Origin of the sequence: Plantibacter sp. H53, assembly GCF_001650455.1 — a bacterium.
GTDB classification, from domain to species: Bacteria; Actinomycetota; Actinomycetes; order Actinomycetales; family Microbacteriaceae; genus Plantibacter; species Plantibacter flavus_A.
Genome location: NZ_LWCT01000017.1, coordinates 32,564 through 56,814, shown reverse-complemented (window position 1 = coordinate 56,814; position 24,251 = coordinate 32,564). Strand labels below are relative to the sequence as shown.

At 69.8% G+C, this 24,251-nt stretch carries 22 protein-coding genes; 16 read left to right on the top strand and 6 right to left on the bottom strand.

Annotated elements, in window-relative coordinates; translation table 11 throughout:
• On the top strand, positions 1-1,464 hold a 1,464-nt coding region (locus tag A4X17_RS19475), incomplete at its 5' end, for an acyltransferase family protein (protein WP_197479054.1).
• Here A4X17_RS19475 and A4X17_RS10430 read toward each other — a convergent pair.
• The 4 genes from A4X17_RS10430 to A4X17_RS10415 are packed head-to-tail and all read right to left on the bottom strand — an operon-like array spanning position 1,444 to position 6,582.
• Positions 1,444-3,117, bottom strand: a complete 1,674-nt coding sequence (locus A4X17_RS10430) for an ABC transporter ATP-binding protein (protein WP_064295606.1) — start codon at positions 3,115-3,117, stop codon at positions 1,444-1,446. The genes A4X17_RS19475 and A4X17_RS10430 overlap by 21 nt on opposite strands.
• Positions 3,114-3,992: an ABC transporter permease gene (locus tag A4X17_RS10425; RefSeq protein WP_064295605.1), complete on the bottom strand. Its 879-nt coding sequence runs from the start codon at positions 3,990-3,992 to the stop codon at positions 3,114-3,116. The genes A4X17_RS10430 and A4X17_RS10425 overlap by 4 nt, the downstream gene beginning before the upstream one ends.
• Positions 3,989-4,966 carry an ABC transporter permease gene (locus A4X17_RS10420; RefSeq protein ID WP_082916088.1) on the bottom strand — a complete coding sequence of 326 codons (978 nt, stop codon included), beginning with the start codon at positions 4,964-4,966 and terminating at the stop codon, positions 3,989-3,991. Before A4X17_RS10420 ends, A4X17_RS10425 begins: the two co-directional genes overlap by 4 nt.
• On the bottom strand, positions 4,963-6,582 hold the full coding sequence (locus A4X17_RS10415) for an ABC transporter substrate-binding protein (RefSeq protein ID WP_064295604.1): 1,620 nt from the start codon (positions 6,580-6,582) through the stop codon (positions 4,963-4,965). The genes A4X17_RS10420 and A4X17_RS10415 overlap by 4 nt, the downstream gene beginning before the upstream one ends.
• A gap of 208 nt (positions 6,583-6,790) precedes the next feature.
• Here A4X17_RS10415 and A4X17_RS10410 point away from each other — a divergent pair, with 208 nt between their 5' ends.
• The 5 genes from A4X17_RS10410 (at position 6,791) to ndk (ending at position 13,209) form a co-directional block, all read left to right on the top strand.
• Entirely contained in the window at positions 6,791-7,441 is a 651-nt protein-coding gene (locus tag A4X17_RS10410; RefSeq protein WP_064295603.1) for a TetR/AcrR family transcriptional regulator, read from the top strand.
• A gap of 240 nt (positions 7,442-7,681) precedes the next feature.
• Positions 7,682-11,050 carry an isoleucine--tRNA ligase gene (gene ileS / locus A4X17_RS10405; RefSeq protein ID WP_064295602.1) on the top strand — a complete coding sequence of 1,123 codons (3,369 nt, stop codon included), beginning with the start codon at positions 7,682-7,684 and terminating at the stop codon, positions 11,048-11,050.
• Complete coding sequence (locus A4X17_RS10400) at positions 11,040-12,419, top strand: folylpolyglutamate synthase/dihydrofolate synthase family protein (protein ID WP_064295601.1); 1,380 nt, start codon at positions 11,040-11,042, stop codon at positions 12,417-12,419. The genes ileS and A4X17_RS10400 overlap by 11 nt, the downstream gene beginning before the upstream one ends.
• Positions 12,416-12,790, top strand: coding sequence for a DUF4233 domain-containing protein (locus A4X17_RS10395; protein WP_064295611.1), 375 nt, complete (start codon positions 12,416-12,418; stop codon positions 12,788-12,790). The genes A4X17_RS10400 and A4X17_RS10395 overlap by 4 nt, the downstream gene beginning before the upstream one ends.
• 2 nt (positions 12,791-12,792) lie before the next feature.
• Positions 12,793-13,209 carry a nucleoside-diphosphate kinase gene (ndk, locus tag A4X17_RS10390; protein ID WP_064295600.1) on the top strand — a complete coding sequence of 139 codons (417 nt, stop codon included), beginning with the start codon at positions 12,793-12,795 and terminating at the stop codon, positions 13,207-13,209.
• 87 nt (positions 13,210-13,296) lie between these two features.
• Here the strand turns inward: ndk and A4X17_RS10385 are convergent, their stop codons facing one another.
• Positions 13,297-13,896 (bottom strand): vitamin K epoxide reductase family protein, encoded by a 600-nt coding sequence (locus A4X17_RS10385; protein WP_064295599.1) that lies wholly within the window; start codon positions 13,894-13,896, stop codon positions 13,297-13,299.
• A 312-nt stretch (positions 13,897-14,208) separates the two neighbouring features.
• Here A4X17_RS10385 and A4X17_RS10380 point away from each other — a divergent pair, with 312 nt between their 5' ends.
• Complete coding sequence (locus tag A4X17_RS10380) at positions 14,209-16,623, top strand: Rne/Rng family ribonuclease (protein ID WP_231884356.1); 2,415 nt, start codon at positions 14,209-14,211, stop codon at positions 16,621-16,623.
• A gap of 10 nt (positions 16,624-16,633) precedes the next feature.
• On the opposite strand, the gene A4X17_RS10375 is transcribed toward A4X17_RS10380, so the two are convergent.
• Complete coding sequence (locus A4X17_RS10375) at positions 16,634-16,924, bottom strand: DUF4031 domain-containing protein (protein WP_064295598.1); 291 nt, start codon at positions 16,922-16,924, stop codon at positions 16,634-16,636.
• A gap of 335 nt (positions 16,925-17,259) precedes the next feature.
• Between A4X17_RS10375 and rplU the strand changes: the two genes are divergently transcribed.
• The 9 genes from rplU to rsfS all read left to right on the top strand — a co-directional run bounded on the left by rplU (position 17,260) and on the right by rsfS (position 24,208).
• The gene (gene rplU / locus A4X17_RS10370) at positions 17,260-17,568 is read left to right on the top strand and encodes a 50S ribosomal protein L21 (RefSeq protein WP_079002324.1); all 309 of its coding nucleotides are present in this window, start codon (positions 17,260-17,262) and stop codon (positions 17,566-17,568) included.
• A 20-nt stretch (positions 17,569-17,588) separates the two neighbouring features.
• On the top strand, positions 17,589-17,846 hold the full coding sequence (rpmA, locus tag A4X17_RS10365; RefSeq protein WP_056006626.1) for a 50S ribosomal protein L27: 258 nt from the start codon (positions 17,589-17,591) through the stop codon (positions 17,844-17,846).
• 91 nt (positions 17,847-17,937) lie between these two features.
• Positions 17,938-19,512 carry a GTPase ObgE gene (gene obgE, locus A4X17_RS10360; protein WP_064295596.1) on the top strand — a complete coding sequence of 525 codons (1,575 nt, stop codon included), beginning with the start codon at positions 17,938-17,940 and terminating at the stop codon, positions 19,510-19,512.
• A complete protein-coding gene (proB, locus tag A4X17_RS10355) occupies positions 19,509-20,288 on the top strand; it encodes a glutamate 5-kinase (protein ID WP_064295595.1) in 780 nt (259 codons plus the stop codon). The genes obgE and proB overlap by 4 nt, the downstream gene beginning before the upstream one ends.
• Before the next feature lie 42 nt (positions 20,289-20,330).
• Complete coding sequence (locus A4X17_RS10350) at positions 20,331-21,599, top strand: glutamate-5-semialdehyde dehydrogenase (RefSeq protein WP_064295594.1); 1,269 nt, start codon at positions 20,331-20,333, stop codon at positions 21,597-21,599.
• 49 nt (positions 21,600-21,648) lie between these two features.
• Positions 21,649-21,858: a hypothetical protein gene (locus tag A4X17_RS10345; RefSeq protein ID WP_064295593.1), complete on the top strand. Its 210-nt coding sequence runs from the start codon at positions 21,649-21,651 to the stop codon at positions 21,856-21,858.
• A gap of 10 nt (positions 21,859-21,868) precedes the next feature.
• Positions 21,869-22,486 (top strand): nicotinate-nucleotide adenylyltransferase, encoded by a 618-nt coding sequence (gene nadD, locus A4X17_RS10340; protein ID WP_255376693.1) that lies wholly within the window; start codon positions 21,869-21,871, stop codon positions 22,484-22,486.
• Complete coding sequence (locus A4X17_RS10335; RefSeq protein WP_157583444.1) at positions 22,483-23,775, top strand: hypothetical protein; 1,293 nt, start codon at positions 22,483-22,485, stop codon at positions 23,773-23,775. Before nadD ends, A4X17_RS10335 begins: the two co-directional genes overlap by 4 nt.
• Before the next feature lie 55 nt (positions 23,776-23,830).
• Positions 23,831-24,208: a ribosome silencing factor gene (rsfS, locus tag A4X17_RS10330; RefSeq protein WP_064295591.1), complete on the top strand. Its 378-nt coding sequence runs from the start codon at positions 23,831-23,833 to the stop codon at positions 24,206-24,208.
• The last annotated feature ends 43 nt before the right edge of the window (positions 24,209-24,251 follow it).

The following is a 24,251-nucleotide window of genomic DNA, read 5'->3' as shown; positions in this document are numbered from 1 at the left end:
GTCGTCGCCTGGCTCGGCTTCGCCGCGATCGGGGCGGCTGCCGTCTGGTTTTCGGGGGAGACGCCCTTCCCGGCGTTGACCGCGGCGCTGCCGGTGGGCGGGACGATCGCCGTGATGGCGGCCTGGGCCCCGGACGTCCGGTGGTCGCCGACCGCACTGCTCGCCCGGTCGCCGGTCCAGTGGCTCGGCGACCGCTCCTACGCGGTCTACCTCTGGCACTGGCCCCTCATCGTGTTCGGCGGGATCGTGCTCGCTCGGTCGGCCACCGTCCCCGAGCAGCTCGTCCTCCTCGTCATCACCGGCGTCCTCGCGGAGGTGACGACGCGGTTCGTGGAGCGTCCGATCCGGTTCGGGCGGATCGCCCGTTGGCGGCCACGAGGGGTGATCGGCGCGACCGCCCTCGCGATGAGCGTCCTGTCGATCGCCTCGATCGGGGTGCTCCCCGGTGCCGAGGCGCGCATCGCCGCCGAACAGCAGCGCATCGAGACCCTGGTCGCGACCCCGTCGAACTGCCTCGGTGCCGCAGAGCTCGTCGATGCTGCAGCGTGTCCGCGGGACGACGGAGCGTCATCGGACGGCAGGGAAGGCTCCGGTGGCGAGACCTCGCGCGACGGCTCCTCGGCGTCTCTCGGGGATGAGACCCGCGGGGTCGTCATTCCCGACGCGTCGCTGGCCGACCTGCCGCCGGACCGCTGCATCACCGACATCCGAGCCGTCGTGTTCGAGGTCTGCGCCTACGGTGCCGGGGCGGAGCAGGCGACGAGGACGGTGGCGCTCATCGGGGACTCGCACGCCGAGCAGTGGTTGCCGGCGTTCGCGACGGCTGCCGAGACGAACGGGTGGCGGCTCCTCGTCGCGGCGAAGAGCTCCTGCCCGTTCAGCGACGCCGAGCGCACGGAGCCCGGGACGAGCGCGGCGGTGCTCGCCGAGATGCGCGCCGGGTGCCTGAGCTGGAACCGCGACGCCCTCGAGCTGCTGCGGGACGAGCCGGGGATCGACACGCTCGTCGTCTCGGCGCGCGCCCGGAACCCGGTCGTCGCCGAGGGGGACCGCGACTGGCGGGAGGTGGCTGCGGAAGCCTATGCGGAGCGCTGGGCGCTCGTGCCCGAGACGATCGAGCAGATCGTCGTCCTGCGCGACACCCCGACGATGGCGGACGACGTGCTGGAGTGCGTCCGCGACGACGCTGCTCCGGAGGACGGGTGCGCCCGGGACCGGAGCGACGCGCTCACGGAGGATCCGCAGTACGAGGCCGCCCTCGCGAGCACCGACCCACGGGTCCGTGCCGTCGACCTCTCGGACGCCCTGTGCGCGTCCGATCGGTGCTCGCCGGTGATCGGCGGTGTCCTCGCGTACCGCGATCACCACCACCTGAGCTGGGTGTACGCCGAGACCCTCGCGCCCGTCGCCCAGGCGGTGCTGGACCGGATCCCGACGCCGGACTCAGACCGCGTCGCTCCCTGATGCCGCACCCGGCGCGATGATGCGCGGAGCGTCGGCTGCCAGTCGGGCGGTGTAGGGGTGGGCCGGGGCGGTGAAGACCTGCTCGGCGTCGCCATGCTCGACGACCCGCCCGTGCTGCATCACGGCGACGCGGTCGCTCATGTGGCGGATGACGCCGAGGTCGTGGGAGATCAGCAGGTAGCTGAGGCCGTGGCGTCGCTGCAGCTCGTCGAGGAGGTCCAGGATCCTGGCCTGGACGGTGACGTCGAGCGCGGAGACGGGTTCGTCGAGGATGAGCGTCGACGGTCGACTCGCGAGTGCCCGGGCGATCGCCACGCGTTGCCGTTGCCCGCCGGAGAGCGTCCGCGGGCGAGCGCGGGCCAGCGAGGGATCGAGGCCGACGTCCGCGAGGAGACGGCTGATGTCGCGAGGTGCGGCCGCGCGTCCACGAACGGCGTCGGCGAGGATGGCGTCGACGCGCCAGCGTGGGTCGAACGAGCTCAGCGGATCCTGCGAGACCCAGCCCAGACGGTTCCGTCGTGGACGACGCGCTCGCTCGGGGAGCTCCGACCACGGTTCGCCCTCGAAGAGCACGGCTCCCGACTGCGGTGCGGTGAGACCGAGTGCGATGCGGGCGAGGGTGGTCTTGCCCGAACCGGACTCGCCGACCACGCCCAGGGTCGTCCCCGGTTCCAGGCGGAGCGAGACCTCGTCGACCGCCACGATCGGCGAGGCGCTCCGGCCACGCTCGAAGCTCCGGGTGACGGATCGGAACTCCAGCGCTGGTGCATCCGATCCGGTCTGCGTCGTCGGACGGGTGCGCGTCGTCGGCTGTTCGGCCACCGGGGCCGCGTCGACCGGCTGGTCTGCGCTGAGGCGCGTCCCTCGAGCGCGGTCGGTGGGGACCGCGGCGATGAGGGCTCGGGTGTACGGGTGTGTCGGCCTGGTCAGCACCTGTTCGGCCGGCCCCTGCTCGACGACGACACCGTCCTGCATCACGACGAGGTGGTCGGCGATCGACGAGACGACGGCGAGGTCGTGGCTGATCAGCAGGAGGCCCGCGCCGCGCCGCTTGACGTCGTCGAGGAGGCCGATGACACGTGCTTGGACGGTGACGTCGAGCGCGGTCGTCGGTTCGTCGGCGATGAGGAGGTCGGGGTCCAGTGCGATCGCCGACGCGATGAGCGCGCGCTGACGGAGCCCGCCGGAGAGTTCACCGGAACGTTGGCCGATGCGGGAAGCCGGGTCGGGCATGCCAACGGATTCGAGGAGTTCGAGCACTCGCCGGGTGCGGGCGGTCCGGTCGAGGTCGGTGCCGAGTCGGAGTGCGTCGTCGATCTCTCGGCCGATCGGTCGCAGGGGGTCGAGCGACACCAGCGCGTCCTGGAGGACGAGTCCGATGCGACGCCCGCGAAGGCGTCGCCAGGCCGATGCTCCGAGTCCGCGGAGATCGGTGCCGTCGAAGTCGAGTCGAGCGGCCGCCACCCGCGCCGACGCGCCGGCGAGGCCCAGGAGCGATCTGGCGGTCACGCTCTTGCCGGAGCCCGACTCGCCGACGATCGCGACGCAGGTGCCGCGCTCGACCTGGAAGGAGACGTCGGAGACGACGGCGTCCCCACTGCCGAATCCGACCGTCAGTGCTTCCACCTGGAGCAGTGGAGTGGAGTCGCTCATCGGCCGTCCTCCCGAGATCGGCGCTGGAGACCCCGGCCGAGGACCGTGGTGGACAGGGCGGTCGCGACGATCATCAGACCCGGGAACGCCGTGAGCCACCACGCCGTCGCGAGGTAGGTGCGTGCTGCGGCGAGCATGGCACCCCACTCCGGCGCGGGTGGTTGCGCCCCGAGCCCGAGGTAGCTCAGGGCGGACGCCCAGACGACCGCCTGTCCGATGCCGAGGGTCGCGAGGACGAACAGCGGGGCGACGGCGTTCGGGAGGATGTGTCGGAACAGGATCCGGGCCGGCCCGTGCCCGAGCACTCGCGCGGCCTCGACGAAGTCGGAGGAGCGGACCTGGAGCAGTTGACCGCGGATGAGGCGCGCGTAGCCCGGCGCAGTCGACAGGCCGACCGCGATCGTCGCCGTGACCGGACCGGGCCCCGCGATGACGATCACGAGGAGCGCGAGCAACAGGCCGGGGAACGCGAAGAGCACCTCGAGGACGCGTCCCACGGCGAAGTCCGCGATCCGGCCGCCGACTGCGGCGATCGTCGCGAGGACCGCTCCGAGGATCAGTCCGATGGCCGTCGCGGCGACGCCGATGAGGAGCGAGGTCCCCGCGCCGTGCACGACCCGGCTCCAGACGTCGCGGCCGGACTCGTCCGTGCCGAACCAATGGGTGAGGGAGGGCGGCGAGAACGCGGCCCGCGGGTCGACCGCCGTCGGTGATGCTGTCGCGAACAGCTGGGGGGCGAGCGCACAGCCGAGCAGGAACAGCACCACCACGGCCGCGACGATCTCGGGTGCGCCGAATCCCGACGAGCGGCGCCGTCCGCGGCGGACCCGGGGGTCGGGGCTTCCGGATGTCGGGGTGATCGCGAGCCCGCTCATGAGCCGGACCGCCGGATCCGGTCGCGTGGGTCGAGCAGCTCTGCCGCGAGGTCCGCGAGGAACATGACGACGACGTAGGCCACCGCCGAGCTCAACACCACGCCGGTGACCACCGGGACATCACGGACGGTCACCGCTTGGAGCAGTGTCCGTCCGAGACCGGGCCGGGCGAAGATGGTCTCCACCACCACCGCGCCGCTGATGAGGTACCCGAAGGCCCATCCCGACAGGTTCACCGCGGGCACGGCGGCGTGGCGTAGGCCGTGCCTCAGCAGGAGGCCGGTGGTCGATTCACCACGAGCGGCTGCGGAGACGGCGAACGGTGCGCTCCCTGCGTCGAGTAACGGTTCCCGCATCACCTGGGCCAGGAACCCGGCGACCGGGATGGCCAGGGTCAGCACCGGGAGGATGAGACCGACCGCATCACCCGTGCTCACCGGAGGGAGCCATCCGAGCCAGGTGCTGAAGAGTGTGATGAGGACGGTCGCGAGCCAGAACTGGGGGAGCGACGCCGCCACGAGCTCGACAGCCGATCCGAGGGCCGCGGAGATCCGCCCACCCCGGGTCGACCAGACCGCGAGGCCGAGCGCGAGGATCCAGGCGACGGCGAGCGACGCCGTCGCCAGCACCAGGGTCCCGCCGAGCTGTTCGGCGAGCACCTGGGCCACCGGTGTGCGGAGCGACGCCGACTCGCCGAGATCCCCCTGGACCAGTCGGACCAGTTGCGCCAGGTACTGCACGAGGAGCGGCTGGTCCAGGCCGTACTGCTCGCGCACCCGCTCGAGCGCTTCAGCCGAGGCCTGGGAGCCGGGGCCACCGAGATAGGCCTGCGCCGGATCTCCGGGGATCAGCCGGACGGCGAAGAAGGTGACCGTCGCGACCGCCCAGAGCACGAACACCGCACCGGCCAGACGCGCCCCGATCCGCCCGGCCAGGCGGCGGAGGTCGCGTCCCGAGCGGCCGATGGAGCTCACTCCACGAGCCAGGCGTCCCCGAAGACCGGCGTCGACACCGTCGGCAGCGCGCGGACGCCCTGCAGCGAGGTGCTCAGCAGGAAGTGGTTCTGCTGGTCGTAGAGCGGCAGGATGTAGTAGCCGTCGAGGATGATCTGCTGCGCCTGCTCGTAGAGGAACGCCCGCTCCTCGGGATCGAGGGTGTCGCTCGCCTGCTTCAGGATCTCGTCGAGCGCGGGGTCGTCCAGCTGGGCGTGGTTCGCGAAGTAGCCGCTCGGCGCCGGGACGATGCCCGAGGAGTCGTAGAGCACGCGGAGCACGTCCGGTCCCACCTTCGTGTACGGAGCGCTGACGGCCTCGTAGGCGTTGGAGCCGAGCGCCTCGTACCAGCTCGACAGGTCGAGCAGCTCCAGCTGCACGTCGAAGCCGGCGTCACCGGCTCCGGCCTGGATCTGCTCGAAGAGCGACTGCTCGGCCGGGATCGACTGGTTCGTGCTGACCGGGAAGCGCACGGTCAGCCGGACGCCGTCCTTCGTCCGGACGCCGTCCTCGTCCTTCTCGGTCCAGCCGGCCTCGTCCAGGAGCTTGTTGGCCGCATCGAGGTCGTAGCCGAACAGGCTCTCGTCGGAGTAGGCGGTCGCCTCCGCACTCGACAGCGGGGAGTAGGAACGCTTCGCCGTGCCGAAGAACAGGGACTCGATGCCGGCGTTCACGTCCGTCGACCGCACGAAGGCCTCACGCACGCGCTGGTCGTCGAACGGCGCCTGTCCCGCGTTGAGCTCGATGCGGTTCGAGGCACCGGGACGTGGTGCGTCCAGGTCGACGATCGTCTTCGAGTCCTTCGCCTGCGCGATCGTGTCGGGCTGCGCGTTGTCGATGATGTCGACGTCGCCGCTCTGCAGCGCCGCGAAGCGCGACGCGGAGTCGGGGATGAAGCGCCACGTGATGCCGTCGAGGTAAGCCGGACCGTCGTTCGCGGCATCACCCGGTGCCGAGTCGTAGGCGTCGTTCCGGACGAGCGAGACGTGGTCCTGCTTCACCCACTCGTCGACGACGAACGGTCCGGTACCGACCGGAGCGTCGCAGTTCGCCGCTTCACCGCGGGCGATCCCCGTCGGGGACTCCATCGCCGTCCACGGCTGCGACAACGACTCCAGGAGCGCGCTGTCGGGAGCGGAGAGCGTGAACCGGGCCGTCGTGGCGTCGACCGCCTCGACCGACGCGACCTTACCGACCGCGAGGTAGCCCGTGGACGACTTCGTCGCCGGGTCCTGCAGGTGCTCGATGTTCGCCTTGACCGCCGCCGCGTCGAACGGGGTGCCGTCGGTGAACGTCACGTCCGACCGCAGGGTGAACTCCCAGGTCAGACCGTCCTCCGACGTCGTCCAGGACTCGGCGAGCCACGGGATGATCTCACCCTTGGCGTCTCGCGAGACGAGCGGCTCGAGGAACTGCGCACTCAACAGGGCCTGTGGGTAGTTGCCGCCGACATGCGGATCGAGACACGTGGGCTCGGCGTCCCCGCTGGCGTACACGAGGGTCCCACCGGCCTTCGGCGTGCTCGACGCGGCCGGCGTCCCCGGTGCACACGCCGCGAGCAGGACCGCGAGCGGAACGAGCGCCGCGGCGATGCGCAACGGACGACGCGAGGACGCAAGGCGCCGACGGGCAGGGGAGGGGGATGCGGGCACAGGGACTCCAGAAGACGATCGACCGGGTGCTGAGGGCCCGGTGGCGGCGTCGGACGAATTATTGGACGCCGTCTCGGAACCAGCATAGAGCCTCAGCACCACGCCCCGACCCCTCGCACGACGGCTAGGCTCACAGGCGGCGGAAGGAGCCCCCATGGCACGACCACCGGCACGGAACGCCGTCGGCAGACCCCGACGATCCTCCCGACGCGTCCTCGAGGAGGCGGCCGCCGAACTCTTCCTCGAACAGGGATACCCCGGCACCACCGTCGACCAGATCGCGAGCCGCGCCGGCGTCAGCCGCAACACCTTCTTCAACTACTTCGGCTCCAAGAGCGACGTCCTCTGGGTCGACGTCGACGCCGCGCTCGCCGGACTCGAACGGGCGCTCGCCGCAGGCGGGGAAACCCCCGCGACGGATGTCGCCGACGCCATGCCGTCACTGCAGGCCGCCCTCCTGGGCATCGCCGAGGAGCGCTCGAACGGCGCCGTGCCCTGGGCGCTGACGCAGATCGAACTGATGGACACCGCCTGGGAGCTGCAGGCGTCCGGTCTCGAACGGCTGCTGCGTCTCCAAGCCGTGCTCCGGGTCTCGCTCGCGCGCCTCGCCGTCCGCGCCGACGAGCTGACGATCCGGTCCGCCGCAGCGGCGCTCGCCGGCGCGATCGTCGCCGGAGCCGGGGCCTGGGCGGCCGCAGGCGTCGGCCGGGGCGAGCTCGGCGACTACCTCCGCCGCGCGATCGCTCCGGTGGTGGACGGGTACGGCTGCGCCCTCGCCCGGATCGACGGGCCGAGTTCCTCGTAGCCGACCCTCCTCGGAGCCGCTCCGCAGGCTGTACGATAGGACCCATCGACATCGATCCGGCCATCACCGGGGAGTCCTCGGCAGAACAGCGACCGCTCAGCGGGAGCCCAGTAGAACCGAGCGGGTCAGGCCCGTCACAGCCGATGCAGAGCGGCCGTTCCAGTGGAGCGGCAAGCGGGGTGGTACCGCGTCGGCAACGCCGGCGTCCTCGCAGGACCCACGAGACCTGCCAGGAGAACGATGAGCTACCCGAAGTCCCAGGAACCGACCCCAACCGAGTCGGCGTCGAACGGCGCGGCGTTCGGCGTGACGCCGTCGCCCAGCTTCCCCTCGATCGAGGAGGGGGTGCTCGCCCGTTGGGCCGCCGACGGCACCTTCCAGGCCTCCATCGACCAGCGCGAGGGCGCTCCGGAATGGGTGTTCTACGACGGCCCACCCTTCGCGAACGGTCTCCCGCACTACGGTCACCTCCTCACGGGCTACGCCAAGGACCTCTTCCCCCGGTTCCAGACGATGCGCGGCAAGCAGGTGCACCGCCGGTTCGGCTGGGACACCCACGGCCTCCCCGCCGAGCTCGAGGCGGAGCGACAGCTCGGCATCACCGACAAGCGCCAGATCGACGAGATGGGGCTCGCCGCCTTCAACCAGGTCGCACGCGACTCCGTCCTCCGCTACACGGAGGAGTGGCAGGACTACGTGACACGCCAGGCGCGCTGGGTCGACTTCGAGCACGACTACAAGACCCTCGACGTGACCTACATGGAGTCGGTCATCTGGGCCTTCAAGCAGCTCCACGACAAGGGCCTCGCCTACGAGGGCTACCGGGTGCTGCCCTACTGCTGGCGCGACCAGACGCCGCTCTCCAACCACGAGCTGCGGATGGACGACGACGTCTACCGCTCCCGCCAGGACCAGACCGTCACCGTCACCTTCCCGCTGGTCGGTCCGAAGGCCGAGAGCCTCGGCCTGACCGCCGTCCGCGCGCTCGCCTGGACGACCACGCCCTGGACCCTGCCGACGAACGCCGCGCTCGCCGTCGGGCCCGACATCGAGTACGCGGTCGTCCCGGCCGGCCCGAACGGCACCCCCGACGCAACGGTGCTCCGCGAAGAGGGCTCCGCCCACGCCGACACCGAGGTGCTCGGCGGCGAGTACCTCATCGCCTCGGCGCTGCTCGGCAACTACGCGAAGGACCTCGGCTACGACTCCGCGGCCGAGGCGCAGGCCGCCGTCTCTCGGACGGTCGTCGGGCGCGAGCTCGAAGGCGTCTCCTACGACCGCCTCTGGGACTACTACGCCGACGCCGAGTGGGGCATGGAGCAGGCCTGGCGCATCCTCGTCGCCGACTACGTGTCGACCGAGGACGGCACCGGCATCGTGCACCAGGCCCCCGCCTACGGTGAAGAGGACCAGAAGGTGTGCGAGGCCGCCGGCATCCCGGTGATCGTCTCCGTCGACGACGGCGGGAAGTTCCTCCCCGAGGTGTCCGACGTCGCCGGTCTCCAGGTCTTCGACGCCAACAAGCCGCTCACCCAGCTGTTGAAGGCACAGGGACGCCTCCTGCGTCAGGCGAGCTACGAGCACTCCTACCCGCACTGCTGGCGCTGCAAGCAGCCGCTCATCTACAAGGCGGTGTCGAGCTGGTTCGTCCGCGTGCCCGAGTTCCGCGACCGCATGGAGGAACTCAACCAGGAGATCACCTGGGTGCCGGAGAACGTCAAGGACGGGCAGTTCGGCAAGTGGCTCGCGGGTGCACGCGACTGGTCGATCAGCCGCAACCGGTACTGGGGTTCGCCGATCCCGGTGTGGAAGAGCGACGACCCGGCCTACCCGCGCATCGACGTGTACGGCTCGCTGGACGAGCTCGAGGCCGACTTCGGCGTACGCCCCACCGATCTGCACCGCCCGTACATCGACGAGCTCACGCGGCCGAACCCCGACGACCCCACCGGCCGGTCGACGATGCGCCGCATCACCGACGTCCTCGACGTCTGGTTCGACTCCGGATCGATGCCGTTCGCCCAGGTGCACTACCCGTTCGAGAACCGAGAGTGGTTCGACTCGCACAGCCCGGCGGACTTCATCGTCGAGTACATCGGCCAGACGCGCGGGTGGTTCTACCTCCTGCACGTGCTGTCGACCGCGCTGTTCGACCGGCCGGCGTTCACGAGCGTCGTGAGCCACGGCATCGTCCTCGGCAGCGACGGCCAGAAGATGTCGAAGTCGCTGCGCAACTACCCGGACGTCAACGAGGTCTTCGACCGCGACGGTTCCGACGCCATGCGCTGGTTCCTCATGTCGAGCTCGGTGCTGCGCGGCGGCAACCTCGTCGTCACGGAGGAAGGCATCCGTGAGGGCGTCCGACAGGTGATGTTGCCGTTGTGGAACACCTGGTACTTCTTCTCGCTGTACGCCAACACGGCGGTGCCTGGTGGCTACGACGCCGTGTGGCGCACGGACTCCACCGACGTCCTCGACCGCTACATCCTCGCCAAGACGCGTGAGCTCGTCGTCACCGTGACCGACCACCTCGAGGCGTTCGACGCGACCCTCGCAGCGGCCTCGCTGCGGGACTTCGCGGACGTCCTGACCAACTGGTACGTCCGTCGCTCCCGTGACCGTTTCTGGTCGACCGACGGTGGCGCCTTCGACCGCGACGCCTTCGACACGCTCTACACCGTCCTCGAGACGTACTGCCGGGTCGCCGCTCCGCTCCTGCCACTCATCACGGAGCAGGTCTGGACCGGCCTGACGGGCGACCGCAGCGTGCACCTCACCGACTGGCCGGAGCCCGAGGCGTTCCCGGAGGACGCGGCACTCGTCGAGGCGATGGACCGGGTCCGCGAGGTCTCCGGCGTCACCCTCGCCCTCCGCAAGCAGGCCGGTCTCCGTGTCCGGTTGCCCCTGGCATCGCTCACGGTGGTCACACCCGACCCCGCGTCGCTCGCACCGTTCGAGGCGATCCTCCGCGAGGAACTCAACCTCAAGGCCGTCTCCTTCGCCGAGCTGACCGACACCAGCGGCACCGAGTTCGGTGTCACCTCGCGCCTCTCGATCAACGCCCGCGCGGCGGGTCCGCGCCTCGGCAAGACGGTGCAGCAGGCGATCAAGGGCGCTCGGAGCGGCGACTGGTCGGAGGTCGACGGCACGGTCACGGCCGGCGGCATCGAGCTCGTCGACGGTGAGTACGAACTCGTCATGGAGGCCTCCTCGGGCGCCGCCGGTGGTGTCGCACTCGCGCTCCTGCCCTCGGGTGGATTCGCCCTGCTCGAGACCACGCTGACGCCCGAACTCGAAGCGGAGGGACTCGCCCGCGACGTCATCCGCGCCGTGCAGGACACCCGGAAGGCGGCGGATCTGCAGGTGAGCGACCGGATCCGGCTCCAGCTCCGATTCGAGGACGACGCCGACGAACGTGCCGTGCGCAGCGCCCTCGACGTGGTCGACCTCGCCGGCGACACCCTGGCGACGTCCCTGACCTGGTCGGACGTCGAGGCGCAGGCTGGGGCGTCGGGCTTCGCCCAGTCGTTCGCTGCCGGGAAGTTCGGCAACGCCGGAGCCTTCACCGTGACCGTCGCGCGTGCAGAGGAGACCACCGATGTCCGATGACCTGATCCCCGGAGACGAGCTGTCCGCGGCCGATGCCGCCGACGCCGTGTACCGCGAACTCCTGGAGCGGCTGGGGGAGGCCCAGCCGCAGCCGCGGCTCGGTGCGACCAAGCGGGCGCTCGAGCTCCTCGGCAACCCGGAGTCGTCCTTCGCGATCATCCAGATCGCCGGGACGAACGGCAAGACGAGTACGGCGCGCATGATCGAGAGCATCCTCCGTGCCCACGGGCTCCGCACCGGTCTCTTCACGAGTCCGCACCTCGTCCGGTTCACCGAGCGCATCGGGATCGACGGCGAGCGGATCTCGGACGAGGCCGTCGCCAGGAACTGGGACGACATCAAGCCGTATCTCGCGATGGTCGACGCCGAGCTCACGGCGGCCGGTGAGCCCGCGCTGACCTTCTTCGAGGCGCTCACCGTCCTGGGCTTCGCCTGCTTCGGCGACGCCCCCGTCGACGTCGCCGTCGTCGAGGTGGGGATGGGCGGTGCCTGGGACTCGACGAACGCCGCCGATGCCGAGGTCGCAGTCTTCACGCCCATCGACCTCGACCACGTGCAGCGGCTCGGCAAGACGATCGCCGAGATCGCGCGCACCAAGGCCGGCATCATCAAGCCCGGAGCGCAGGTGGTCTCGGCCGCTCAGCACCCTGACGCGCGTCAGGCGATCATCGACGCCGCCGCCGCGGTCGACGACCCGGCCGTGTTCGAGGGTGAGGAGTTCGCCCTCGTGCAGGACGCCGTGGCGGTGGGCGGACAGCTCATCACCGTCCGAGGGCGCGCCGGCACCTACCCGGAGCTGTACCTCCCGCTCTACGGGGACCACCAGGGACGGAACGCGACGCTCGCGATCGCCGCGGTCGAGGCGTTCCTCGGCGGAGCGACCCAGCCGGTCGCGGAGGACGTCCTCGCGGAGGGCCTCACCGAGGTCGCCTCCCCGGGCCGTCTGCAGCTGATCGGCACCGAACCGACCGTGCTCGTCGACGCGGCGCACAACCCGCACGGTGCCGCGTCCCTGGTCGCCGCGCTCGGCAGCTACTTCGACGTCGACGAGATCGCCTTCGTGGTCGGCATCCTCCAGGACAAGGACGCCGCCGGCATCCTGACGACCCTGGCGCCCGCCGCATCCGGCTTCTTCTTCACCCAGTCCGAGTCGGAGCGGGCGATCCCCGCCGAGGAGCTCTCGCGCCTCGCGGCGTCGCTCGACCTGCCGGCGTCGACCTTCGCCGACACCCTCGACGAGGCCGCGGAGGACGCACGGCGCTGGGCCGAGGAGGCGCCGCGCCGCCTGGTCGTGATCACCGGCTCGATCACCCTCGTGGGCGAGGCGATCGAGATCGCCGACGATCGGGAATGGAAGGCGACCGCATGAGCGGCATGGCACGGAGCCGGGCTCCACGGAGCATCAAGCAGACTCTCGGATCGATCATCCTGGGCTTCGAGATGATCGTCATGTTCCTCGGCGCGCTCGTCATCTTCGGGCTGAAGGCCCTCCCGGCCCCGGTCGCGTTGATCGGCGGAGCGGTGCTGTGCCTGATCATCGTCGCGACGATCCCGCTCCTGCGATTCCGCTGGGGGTATTGGCTGGGCTGGGCGGTGCAAGCCGCTATCGTGGCTACCGGCCTGCTCGTGCCGATGATGTTCCTCGTCGGCGGGATGGCCGCAGCCGTCTGGACCTATGCGATGGTCCAAGGCGACAAGATCGAGCGTCAGCAGGCGCTCTACCGAGAAGCGAAGGATTGACCGTGGCTGTTGAAGAAACCCTGGTACTCGTGAAGCCTGACGGCGTCGCACGCAACCTGACCGGCGAGATCCTCCGTCGGATCGAGGCGAAGGGCTATTCGCTCGTGGACCTGCGCATGGTCGAGCCGGACCGCGAGCTGCTGGCCGCCCACTACGCCGAGCACGAGGGCAAGCCGTTCTACGAGCCCCTCGTCGAGTTCATGCTGAGCGGTCCCGTCGTCGCGATCCGCGTCGCCGGCAACCGCGTCATCGAGGGCTTCCGCTCGCTCGCCGGCACGACCGACCCGACCACCGCCGCGCCCGGGACCATCCGCGGCGACTTCGGCCGCGACTGGGGCCTCAAGGTCCAGCAGAACCTCGTGCACGGTTCGGACAGCCCCGAGTCCGCCTCCCGCGAGCTCGCGCTCTGGTTCGCCTGACGCACCGACTCCGCACGACGAAGCCCGCCTCCGATTCCGGGGCGGGCTTCGTCGTGTGCGTGAGGCGGCCGTCCGGGCCGCCACCGGCTACAGGTAGGACAGGACGTCGAGGCGGAGCTGGGCGATGACCGCCACGACGAGGTAGCACCCGAGCGTCACCACCACGATCCAGGAGGACACGACCCCGGCGACGCGGCGGACGGCGGGGGACGCCGGGATGATGCCGTTCCGCAGGGTGAACGCGGTGACCGCGATGAAGGAGGGGATCGTCACCGACCAGGTGACCATGCACCACGGGCACAGCGTGCCGAGGACGAAGATGCTCTGCGAGATCAGCCAGATGACGAATCCCAGCGCGCCGAGGAACCCGATGTTGAAGGCGATCCAGAACCACCGCGCGAACTGCGCACCGGCGAGGACCGCGACGCCGACGGCGATCGGGGCGATCCAGGCGGCGAGACCGATGATCGGATTCGGGAACCCGAGGATGGCACCCTGCCAGGAGTTCAGGTTGACCCCGCACTGCACGAGGATGCTCAGATTGCAGCCGAGCTGGGCGTTCGGATCCTGCAGGAGCTGGAACTTGTCGAGGGTGAGCGCGAACGCCGCGATCCACCCGATGACGCCTGCGACGATGAGGAAGATCGCGAGGCCCCTGGGGCGCGCGTCGATGACCGGAGTTGACACGCCCTGATTCTCGCACGCCCGCCTGAACGGCGGCGGGACATGCCCGGGTGGTCCGTACTCAGGACCGTCGGCCCTGTTCGTGCGATAATCGTGGGGTGGTGCCCGAGCCGCGCTCGACCGCACGACACAACAGGCTTGTTGGGCAATGAGAGCCCAGGACCCGCCGGCACGTGCCGGCACGATCGTGAGAGCTCCGAGAGCCAGCGATCACACAGGATTTGCGAACGGCTGCACCCGCGGCCGCACGCACGAGACGAAGAACCGGAGGGTGGCGCGGCCACCGACCCGGCATAGGGGAGTACACCAGGAATGGTGAAAGAGCACACCGAGGATCCGGCCACGCCGGGGACCGAGCACGAACCGACCGACCAGCACCTCACGACGCCTGAGACGGCGGACGAGTCGACCAGCACCGAGACGGACGCCCAGGCGGCCGGGCCCGACGAGCAGTCGGCACCTGCGGCACCGGTGCGTCCACCGACCACCATGCTGCTGTTCCAGGCACCCGACCTGCCGCCGATCGTCCACCGCGACGACGAACCGCTCGAGGCCGAGCTCAGCTCGTCGAGGCGTCGCACGCGTCGTCGTGCCGGCGAGGACGGACCGGAGCAGGGCGAGCGGGGTGGCGACTCGCGCTCCGACACCCGCAACGTGGTCAAGGTCCGCACGCCGCGTGAGCCGGAACTCATCACCGAACCGCAGAAGGTGCGCGGCTCGACGAGGCTCGAGGCCAAGAAGCAGCGTCGCCGTGACGGACGCGACGCCGGTCGTCGTCGTCCGGTCGTCACCGAGGCCGAGTTCCTCGCCCGCCGCGAGTCGGTCGACCGTGTCATGGTCGTCCGCTCCAAGAACGGCAAGACGCAGATCGGCGTGCTGGAGGACGGCGTGCTCGTGGAGCACTACGTCGCCAGGAGCCAGGAGGCGTCGCTCATCGGCAACGTCTACCTCGGCCGCGTGCAGAACGTCCTGCCCAGCATGGAGGCGGCGTTCGTCGACATCGGTCGCGGACGCAACGCGGTGCTCTACTCCGGCGAGGTCGACTGGGACTCCGTGGAGACGGGCAATCAGCCCCGCCGGATCGAGCTCGCGCTCAAGGGCGGCGACAAGGTCCTCGTCCAGGTCACGAAGGACCCGGTCGGACACAAGGGCGCGCGCCTGACGAGTCAGGTCTCGCTCCCCGGTCGGTACCTCGTCTACGTGCCGAACGGCTCGATGAACGGCATCTCGCGGAAGCTGCCCGACACGGAACGCGCCCGCCTGAAGAAGATCCTCAAGGAGGTCCTTCCGGAGAACGTCGGCGTCATCGTCCGCACGGCCGCCGAGGGAGCGACCGAGGAGCAGCTCACGCTCGACGTCACGCGGCTGAAGTCGCAGTGGTCGGAGATCTCCCGTCAGATCGAGACGGTCCAGTCGCCGGCACTGCTGCACAGCGAGCCCGACCTGCTCATCAAGATCATCCGCGACGTCTTCAACGAGGACTTCCACAAGCTCGTCATCCAGGGCTCGGACGCGCTGCAGGACATCCAGAGCTACCTGCGCGGCGTCGCCCCCGACCTGCTCGAGCGTGTCGAGCCGTACGACGGCACGGGCGACTCCTTCGTCGACTACCGCATCGCCGAGCAGATCGAGAAGGCGCTCGACCGCAAGGTCTGGCTGCCGTCCGGCGGATCCCTCGTGATCGACCGCACCGAGGCCATGACGGTCGTCGACGTCAACACGGGGAAGTTCGTCGGTTCCGGCGGCAACCTCGAGGAGACGGTCACCAAGAACAACCTCGAGGCCGCTGAGGAGGTCGTGCGTCAGCTGCGGCTGCGCGACATCGGCGGGATCATCGTCGTCGACTTCATCGACATGGTGCTCGAGTCGAACCGCGACCTCGTGCTGCGCCGCCTCGTGGAGTGCCTCAGCCGCGACCGCACGAAGCACCAGGTCGCCGAGGTCACCTCGCTCGGTCTCGTGCAGATGACGCGCAAGAAGCTCGGCCTCGGCCTGCTCGAGACGTTCAGCGAGCCCTGCGAGGTCTGCGCCGGACGCGGCGTCGTCGTGCACCACGACCCCGTCGTGAAGCACCGCCAGACGCCGCAGCCAGAGCAGCAGCGCCGGCGCGGCAAGGGCGGGTCCCAGGGCGGCCAGCCGTCCTCGAACGGCCAGAGCGCCCAGCAGAAGCCGGCCGGACAGACGCACGGGATCACCGACGACGCGAAGAACGCGCTCGCCCTGATCGCGGCGCGCACGCTGCACCACGAGGAGCTCGCCGCCGCTGAGGCCGTGGCCGACGCCGTCGTGGCCGAGGCGCAGCACACGCAGTCCCAGCACACCGAGGCGCAGGGTTCCGAGGGGCCGGTCGCGGACGAGTCCACGACGTCACCGGAGGATCAGTCCGGGTCGCACGACGGTCGTCGGAGCCGGCGCGAGAAGCGTGAACCGCGTCGTCGTGGCGGTGACGGATCCCGCCGGGGTTCTTCGGAGGAACGCCCCACCGAGGCGCCGAGCGAATCCGCGGCCCCGACGTTGGCCTTGCTCGACCTGCCGATCGCACCGGTCGCCGACAAGCCGCGTCGAGCAGCCGTCGCGGACCCCGAGCACCTGCTCGAATCCGTCCTCGACGCGCTCCCCGAGCCGAAGCAGCCTGGCCAGGGTCGCGGCCGCAGCCGTCGGGTGTCGACCGCCTCACTCGCGGGCGGACAGGCCGTCGGCTCGGACGGCGCGCAGCGTCAGGCCGAGTAGTCCGGTCGTATCAGGACGGCGCGTCTCCTCGGGAGGCGCGCCGTTCGCGTGCGGTGATGCGCAAGCCGCTGGCGATGAGTCGACGGACCAATTCGCCGCCGGTCACCGCGACGGCGCCGGCCGCCACGAGCGACGCATGGCGCTCGGCGGGGACGTCGTAGTGGTCGAGGTCGAACGATCGCGGCGGGAGCCCGGTGCGTCCGGCGAAGGCGTGCAGCTCCTCCAGGGAGCTGTCGCTCACCACGTGGGACCAGAGCGTGCCGTGCGCCGGCCACAGCGGGGGATCGATGAGCACCGTCATGCCTCCATCCAACCATCGGGTCCCTCGCGTGATTCCCGTCCCTGGTCGGACGCGCCGGGCACCCGGCCGGTGTTCAGGAGCCCCCGGGGTACACTTGTCGAGTGCGTCCGGTGTGGGAGCCGAGAGGAACAGCCTCGGTCACGAGGTTCTGTGCCCGCTGGTTTGACCTGGACTGCACGATGAAGTAAACTCGACCGTTGGTGTGCATTGAGTTTTCATTGCCACGCCCAACGGTTTTCTGCCATCAAGGTGTCCCACGTGTTCGAGCCTTTCCGAGCAGTAACTTCCAGCAACAGTCAGTCGGAGCGTTTCGCTCCCCAAAGAACGGGTACGTAGTGGTTTACGCAGTTGTGCGCGCCGGAGGACGGCAGGAGAAGGTCGAGATCGGAACCATCGTCACGATGGACCGGGTCAAGGCCGACAAGGATGGCAACATCGAGCTTCCCGCGGTGCTCCACGTCGACGGTGAGAAGATCATCTCCGACGCGAAGTCGCTCGCGAAGATCACGGTGACGGCCGAGGTGCTCGAGAACCTCCGCGGTCCGAAGATCATCATCCAGAAGTTCAAGAACAAGACCGGTTACAAGAAGCGTCAGGGGCACCGTCAGGAGCTCACGCGCGTCAAGATCACCGGCATCAAGTAAGGCATCGAGGAGAAGAAGAGATGGCACACAAGAAGGGTGCGAGTTCCACTCGCAACGGTCGTGACTCCAACGCACAGCGTCTCGGTGTGAAGCGCTTCGGCGGCCAGGTCGTCCTCGCGGGCGAGATCCTCGTCCGTCAGCGCGGCACGCACTTCCACCCCGGCGCCAACGTCGGTCGTGGCGGCGACGACACGCTGTTCGCCCTCGAGGCAGGCTCCGTGCAGTTCGGCAACAAGGGCGGCCGCAAGGTCGTCAACATCGTCGCTGCTGCAGAGTAGCAACAACGTCTTTCCAGCAGGGGGCGGGCTTCGGCCCGCCCCCTGCTGTCGTACAACCGAGTTCCATGATCCAGAGAGGGGCTGAGCGTCCATGGTCACATTCGTCGACCGGGTCACACTGCACCTGCGAGCGGGCGGCGGCGGCAACGGCTGCGTCTCCGTGAAGCGCGAGAAGTTCAAGCCGCTGGCCGGCCCCGATGGCGGCAACGGCGGACACGGTGGTGACATCGTGCTCGTGTCCGATCCTCAGATCACGACGCTGCTCGGGTACCACCGGTCACCGCACCGGAGCTCCGACACCGGCGGCTTCGGCATGGGCGACCACCGCAACGGGTTCCAGGGCGAGACGCTGATCCTGCCCGTCCCCGTCGGGACGGTCGTCAAGGACGTCGACGGCGTCGAACTCGTCGACTTCGTCGAGCCCGGCATGGAGTTCGTCGTCGCTCCCGGCGGCCAGGGCGGCCTCGGGAACGCGGCACTGTCCTCGACCAAGCGCAAGGCCCCCGGGTTCGCGCTGCTCGGCACGCCCGGCTGGGAAGGCGATGTCCTCCTCGAGCTGAAGACCGTCGCAGACGTCGCGCTCGTCGGGTACCCCTCCGCCGGCAAGTCCAGCCTCATCGCGGCGATGTCCGCTGCGAAGCCCAAGATCGCGGACTACCCGTTCACCACCCTGCACCCGAACCTCGGCGTCGTCGAGGCCGGCGAGGTCCGCTACACCATGGCGGACGTCCCCGGGCTCATCGAGGGCGCCAGTGAGGGCAAGGGCCTCGGTCTCGAGTTCCTGCGTCACGTCGAGCGCTGCTCCGCGCTCCTGCACGTGCTGGACTGCGCGACGCTCGAACCGGGACGCGACCCGATCAGCGACCTCGACATCATCCTGGCCGAGCTCGCCGCGTACCCGGTACCGGAGGGGCAGACGCCGCTGATCGAGCGCCCGCAGCTCATCGCCCTCAACAAGATCGACGTCCCGGAGGCGAGGGAGCTCGCCGAGTTCCTGCGTCCCGACCTCGAGGCGCGCGGCTACAAGGTCTTCGAGATCTCGACGGTCTCGCGCGAGGGTCTCCGACAGCTGTCGTTCGCGTTGAGCGAGCTCGTCGAGGAGAGCCGCGCCCGCGCAGCCCTCGAGGCCGCCAAGCCCCGGATCGTGCTGCGCCCGAAGCCGGTCGACGACTCCAAGTTCACCGTCACGGTCGAGGGTGGCACCTACGGCAACCTCTACCGCATCATCGGCGCGAAGCCGGAACGCTGGGTGCAGCAGACGGACTTCAACAACGAGGAGGCCGTCGGGTTCCTCGCGGACCGCCTGGCGAAGCTCGGCGTCGAAGAGGCGCTCTTCAAGGCCGGTGCCGTCGCCGGCGCGACCGTGATGATCGGTGCGGGTGGCGGTGTGGTCTTCGACTGGGAGCCCACGCTCACGAGCACTGCGGAACTGCTGACGCAGCCGCGTGGAACGGACCCGCGTCTCGACGCGAGCCACCGCCCGACGCGCAACCAGCGTCGCGACGAGTACTTCGAGCGCATGGATGCCAAGGCCGAGGCCCGTGCCGAGCTGCTCCGTGAACGTGCGGCCGGTCTCTGGAACGACGACGAGGGCTTCGAGGTCGGCTCCGTGCCGGCCGACGCACCGCAGGACGAGGGTGTCACGACGGAGGACGACGACCGGTGACCATCCACCAGCGCAGTGGCATCCCCTCGGCGCGACGCATCGTCGTGAAGGTCGGGTCCTCCTCGATCAGTGGCGACAACGCCGGGCAGATCACTGCGCTGGTCGAGGCGCTGGCCGAGGCGCACGCCCGAGGCACCGAGGTCATCCTCGTGTCCTCGGGCGCCATCGCGACCGGGATGCCCTACCTCCGCCTCGACGCCCGTCCGAGCGACCTGGCGACGCAGCAGGCGGCTGCCGCCGTCGGGCAGAACGTGCTGATCTACCGGTACCAGGACAGCCTCGACCGGTTCGGCATCGTCGCAGGCCAGGTGCTGCTCACCGCCGGTGATCTCGAGAACCCCAGTCACCGGAGCAATGCCCAGCGGGCGATGGAACGGCTCCTCGGCCTGCGCATCCTGCCGATCGTCAACGAGAACGACACCGTCGCGACGCATGAGATCCGGTTCGGCGACAACGACCGCCTTGCCGCCCTCGTGTCGGTCCTCGTCGCGGCCGACGTCCTCGTCCTGCTGAGTGACGTCGACGCGTTGTACACCCGCCCTCCGCACGAAGCGGGTGCCGAGCGCATCGAGGAGGTCCCGTTCGGAGACGCCCTCTCGCGCGTCACCTTCGGCGACATCGGCTCCGCGGGCGTCGGTACCGGGGGAGCGGGCACGAAGGTGTCGGCCGCCCGGTTGGCCGCCGAGGCGGGGACGTCCGTCCTCGTGACGTCGACCACGAACGTCGCGTCAGCCCTCCGCGGTGAGCACCTCGGCACCTGGTTCCAACCGGCGTGACGCGGAGAGCGTCCACCGGACGCCGCTGAGTAGAATCGACGCATGTCGTCGCCAACCACCACCGTGCTGCCACTCGCGGATCGTCTCACCGCTGCGAAGCGTGCCTCCCGGGTCCTCGCCCAGGCGACCACCGCGCAGAAGAACCGGGCCCTCGAGGCCATCGCCGTCGCGATCGTCGAGGGTGCGGATGCGGTCATCGCCGCCAACGAGCGCGACCTCGTCGCGGGACGCGAGCAGGGCATCAGTGTCGGCCTGCAAGACCGTCTCCGCCTCGACCGGGGCCGCATCGACGGGCTCGCGGTGGCGGTCCGCGACGTCATCGCGATCGTCGACCCGGTCGGCCAGGTGGTCCGCGGAAGCAACACTCCGGACGGGGTGAAGCTCGAGCAGGTACGCGTCCCGTTCGGCGTGGTCGGCGCGATCTACGAGGCGCGCCCGAACGTCACGGTCGACATCGCCGCCCTCGCGATCAAGAGCGGCAACGCCGTGGTGCTCCGCGGCGGGTCGGCGGCGGAACACTCGAACGCGGTCCTCGTGGGGCTGCTGCGATCGGCACTCGAGTCCGTCGGCCTTCCCGGGGATGCGGTACAGACCATCGACGAGTTCGGTCGCGACGGTGCGAAGCAGCTCATGAACGCCAGAGGCCTGATCGACGTCCTCATCCCGCGGGGGAGCGCGTCACTCATCGAGACGGTCGTCCGGGAGTCGACGGTCCCCGTGATCGAGACCGGCGCCGGCGTCGTCCACGTGTTCCTCGACGAGAGTGCCGAACTCGACTGGGCGGTGGACATCGTCCGCAACGCCAAGGTGCAGCGCCCATCGGTCTGCAACGCGCTCGAGACGATCCTCGTCCACCGTGCTGCGGCCGCGCGCGTGCTGCCCGCCGTGCTCGGCGACCTGCGCGAGCACGGGGTGCTCATCCACGCGGACGAACGCGCCAGGGAGGTCTTCGCCGACGTCGTGCCCGCCGTGGAGGAGGACTGGTCCACCGAGCACATGTCGCTCGAGCTCTCGGTGCGCGTGGTCGACGACCTCGACGCCGCGCTCGAGCACATCGACCGATACTCCACCGGACACACCGACGCGATCATCACGAACGACGTGGTGAACGCCGATCGGTTCCTCGCCGAGGTCGATTCGGCCGTCGTCATGGTCAACGCCTCGACCCGCTTCACCGACGGCGCCGAGTTCGGATTCGGCGCGGAGGTCGGCATTTCGACGCAGAAACTCCATGCCCGCGGTCCGATGGGACTGCCGGAACTCACGAGCACGAAGTGGCTCGTGCGTGGTTCGGGCCACACCCGTCGGTAGTCGCTAGACTGGTACGGGCGTCACCAGGCGTCGCACAGAAGGAGAGATCATGTCGATTGCCGCGTCCGTCTTGGCCACCGCCGTCCTGGCTGAATCGGAGCACGCCGTCGAACTCGCCGCACCGACCTGGGTGTTCGGTGCGGTCGCCCTCGTGCTGTTCGCCATCCTCGGCGCTGTGACCTTCAGCTACCGCGACGTCGCCAACCGTCACGCCGACAAGGGCGAGTCGGCCTCCGCTCACGGCGAGCACGGCCACTAGGCTGTCCGGCGTGAGCGCGCCCGTCACCGAGACGACGACCCGTCGTCCTCGGATCGGGGTCATGGGTGGGACGTTCGATCCGATCCACCACGGGCACCTCGTCGCCGCCTCGGAGGTCGCGCAGCACTTCGATCTCGATGAGGTCGTCTTCGTCCCGACCGGCATGCCGTACCGGAAGTCGGGCGTGAGCGACAGCGAGCACCGCTACCTCATGACCGTGATCGCCACCGCAGCGAACCCCCGCTTCACCGTCAGCCGGGTCGACATCGATCGAGCCGGACCGACGTACACGATCGACACGCTGCGCGATCTGCGCCGCAAACGTCCCGATGCCGAGCTGTTCTTCATCACGGGTGCCGACGCGATCGCCCAGATCCTCAGTTGGAAAGACGTCAGGGAGGTCTGGGACCTCGCTCACTTCGTCGCTGTGAGTAGACCGGGACACGATTTGAACGTTTCCGGATTACCACAGCACGACGTAAGCTTGTTGGAAGTTCCGGCCCTAGCGATATCGTCGACGGATTGCCGGAGCCGGGTGAGCAAAGGCTTTCCGGTCTGGTATCTGGTTCCCGACGGTGTCGTGCAGTACATCACCAAGCACCACCTGTATCGGAGTGAAGCCACATGACCGCGTTGCCAGAGGATGCGCCCCTGACCAGGCGACAGGCTCGAGCGAGCCAGCAGCCGTCGACGTCCGCTGACGAAGCGACGCCCGACACTGCTGCGCCACGGACGCGACGCGCGTCGACATCCGAACCCGTCGCCGGGGGAGCGATCCCCGAGCAGACCCCGTCGCGCGACGAGAGCGCTCCGGCACCAGCGTCCACGTCACCCGCGCCGTCGTCGAGCGCTCCGGCATCCGGTGCGCCGGCTCCGGCCCCGACCGGTGGACTCACGCGTCGTCAGTTGCGAGAACTCGAGCGCACCGGCTCGATCGAGCAGGTGGGCTCCCCGGCAGCGCCGGTCGCTCCTCCGGTCGAGCAGCCGGTCCCCTCGGTCGCCCTGCCGCCGCGGACGCCCGATCAGGTGGTCGCTCCGCCTCAGAAGCAGAACAAGGCGGCCCGTCAGCAGGCAGCGAAGCTCGCGCAGCAGGAAGCGGACGTCAAGGCTGCCGCTGCTGCTGAGCAGGAACGTCGCGAAGCCGAGGCCACCAAGCAGGCCGAGCAGCGCCAGGCCGCCGCGCGCAAGGCCGAAGAACAGCAGGCTGCAGAACGCAAGGCCGCCGAACGCAAGGCGGCAGAACGCAAGGCCGCTGAGCGGGCCGCCGCCGACGAGCGCGCGGCCAAGGCCCGGTCGGCCGAGGCGCCGACGCCTTCCGTGACCCCCGCCGCTGCGGCGCCGGTGGCCACCGGTTCACTCTTCGACGTCTCGGATCGCGACGACATCTCCGAGGACCCCGCGTCGACCCTGTCCAAGGGGTTCGGGCGCGACTCCATGCTCGTCGCGGCACTCGAGGCCGAGAAGGCTTCGCAGGCGGACAACGAGGTCGCGTTCGAGGACCTCCTCGGAAGCGGCATGACGAGCACGGGGCAGATCACCACGAGTTCGCTCATCATCCCCGTCGCTCCGGCCCAGGCTGAAGCGGGAGCCACGTCCAACTCCACGGGCGAGATCCTCATCACCGGAACCATCGATCTGCCCCGCGGACTGGGTTCCGCCGGTCAGGACCCGAACCATTTCGACGGTGCAGGGATCGACCGACTCATCGAGGGCGATGAGCTGCCGGCCTCGGTCACCGCGGCATCTCCGGTCGCGGCCAGCCGTGCGGTCAGCAGCCACGGTTCCACCCGCGACGTCGTCCCGGCCACCACCAACCAGAGCAACAAACTGTTGATGACGCTCGCGATCGCCGCCGCGGTGCTCGCCGCCGGCGTGATCGCGGTGCTCATCATCGGTTTCTTCGGCGGAGCGTTCTAGCCCTGCCGGCATTCACCCGATCGCGTTCCATGCGATCGTCAGAGGAGTACACCACATGACCCTGTCCGACACCACACTGGAAGCCGTCCAGCTCGCAGCGACCGCAGCCGAGTCCAAGGGCGGCGAGGATCTCGTCGCGCTCGACGTCTCCGGTCCGTTGCCGTTCGTCGACGCCTTCCTCCTCGTCACCGGCCGGAGCGAGCGCAACGTCGTCGCCATCGCCGGCGAGGTCGAGGACCGCTTGAACGCGAGCGGCGTGAAGACGCTGCGGCGCGAAGGCAAGTCCGAGGGGCGGTGGATCCTGCTCGACTTCGGCGAGGTCGTCGTCCACGTCTTCCACGAGGAGGAGCGGATGTACTACTCGCTGGAGCGTCTGTGGAAGGACTGCCCGGTGATTCCGCTGGTCTCGTCCGCACCGCAGCCCGCGAACTGACCATCCCGTCGGTGCCGAGCACCGAAAGTGGTCACAACCGCTC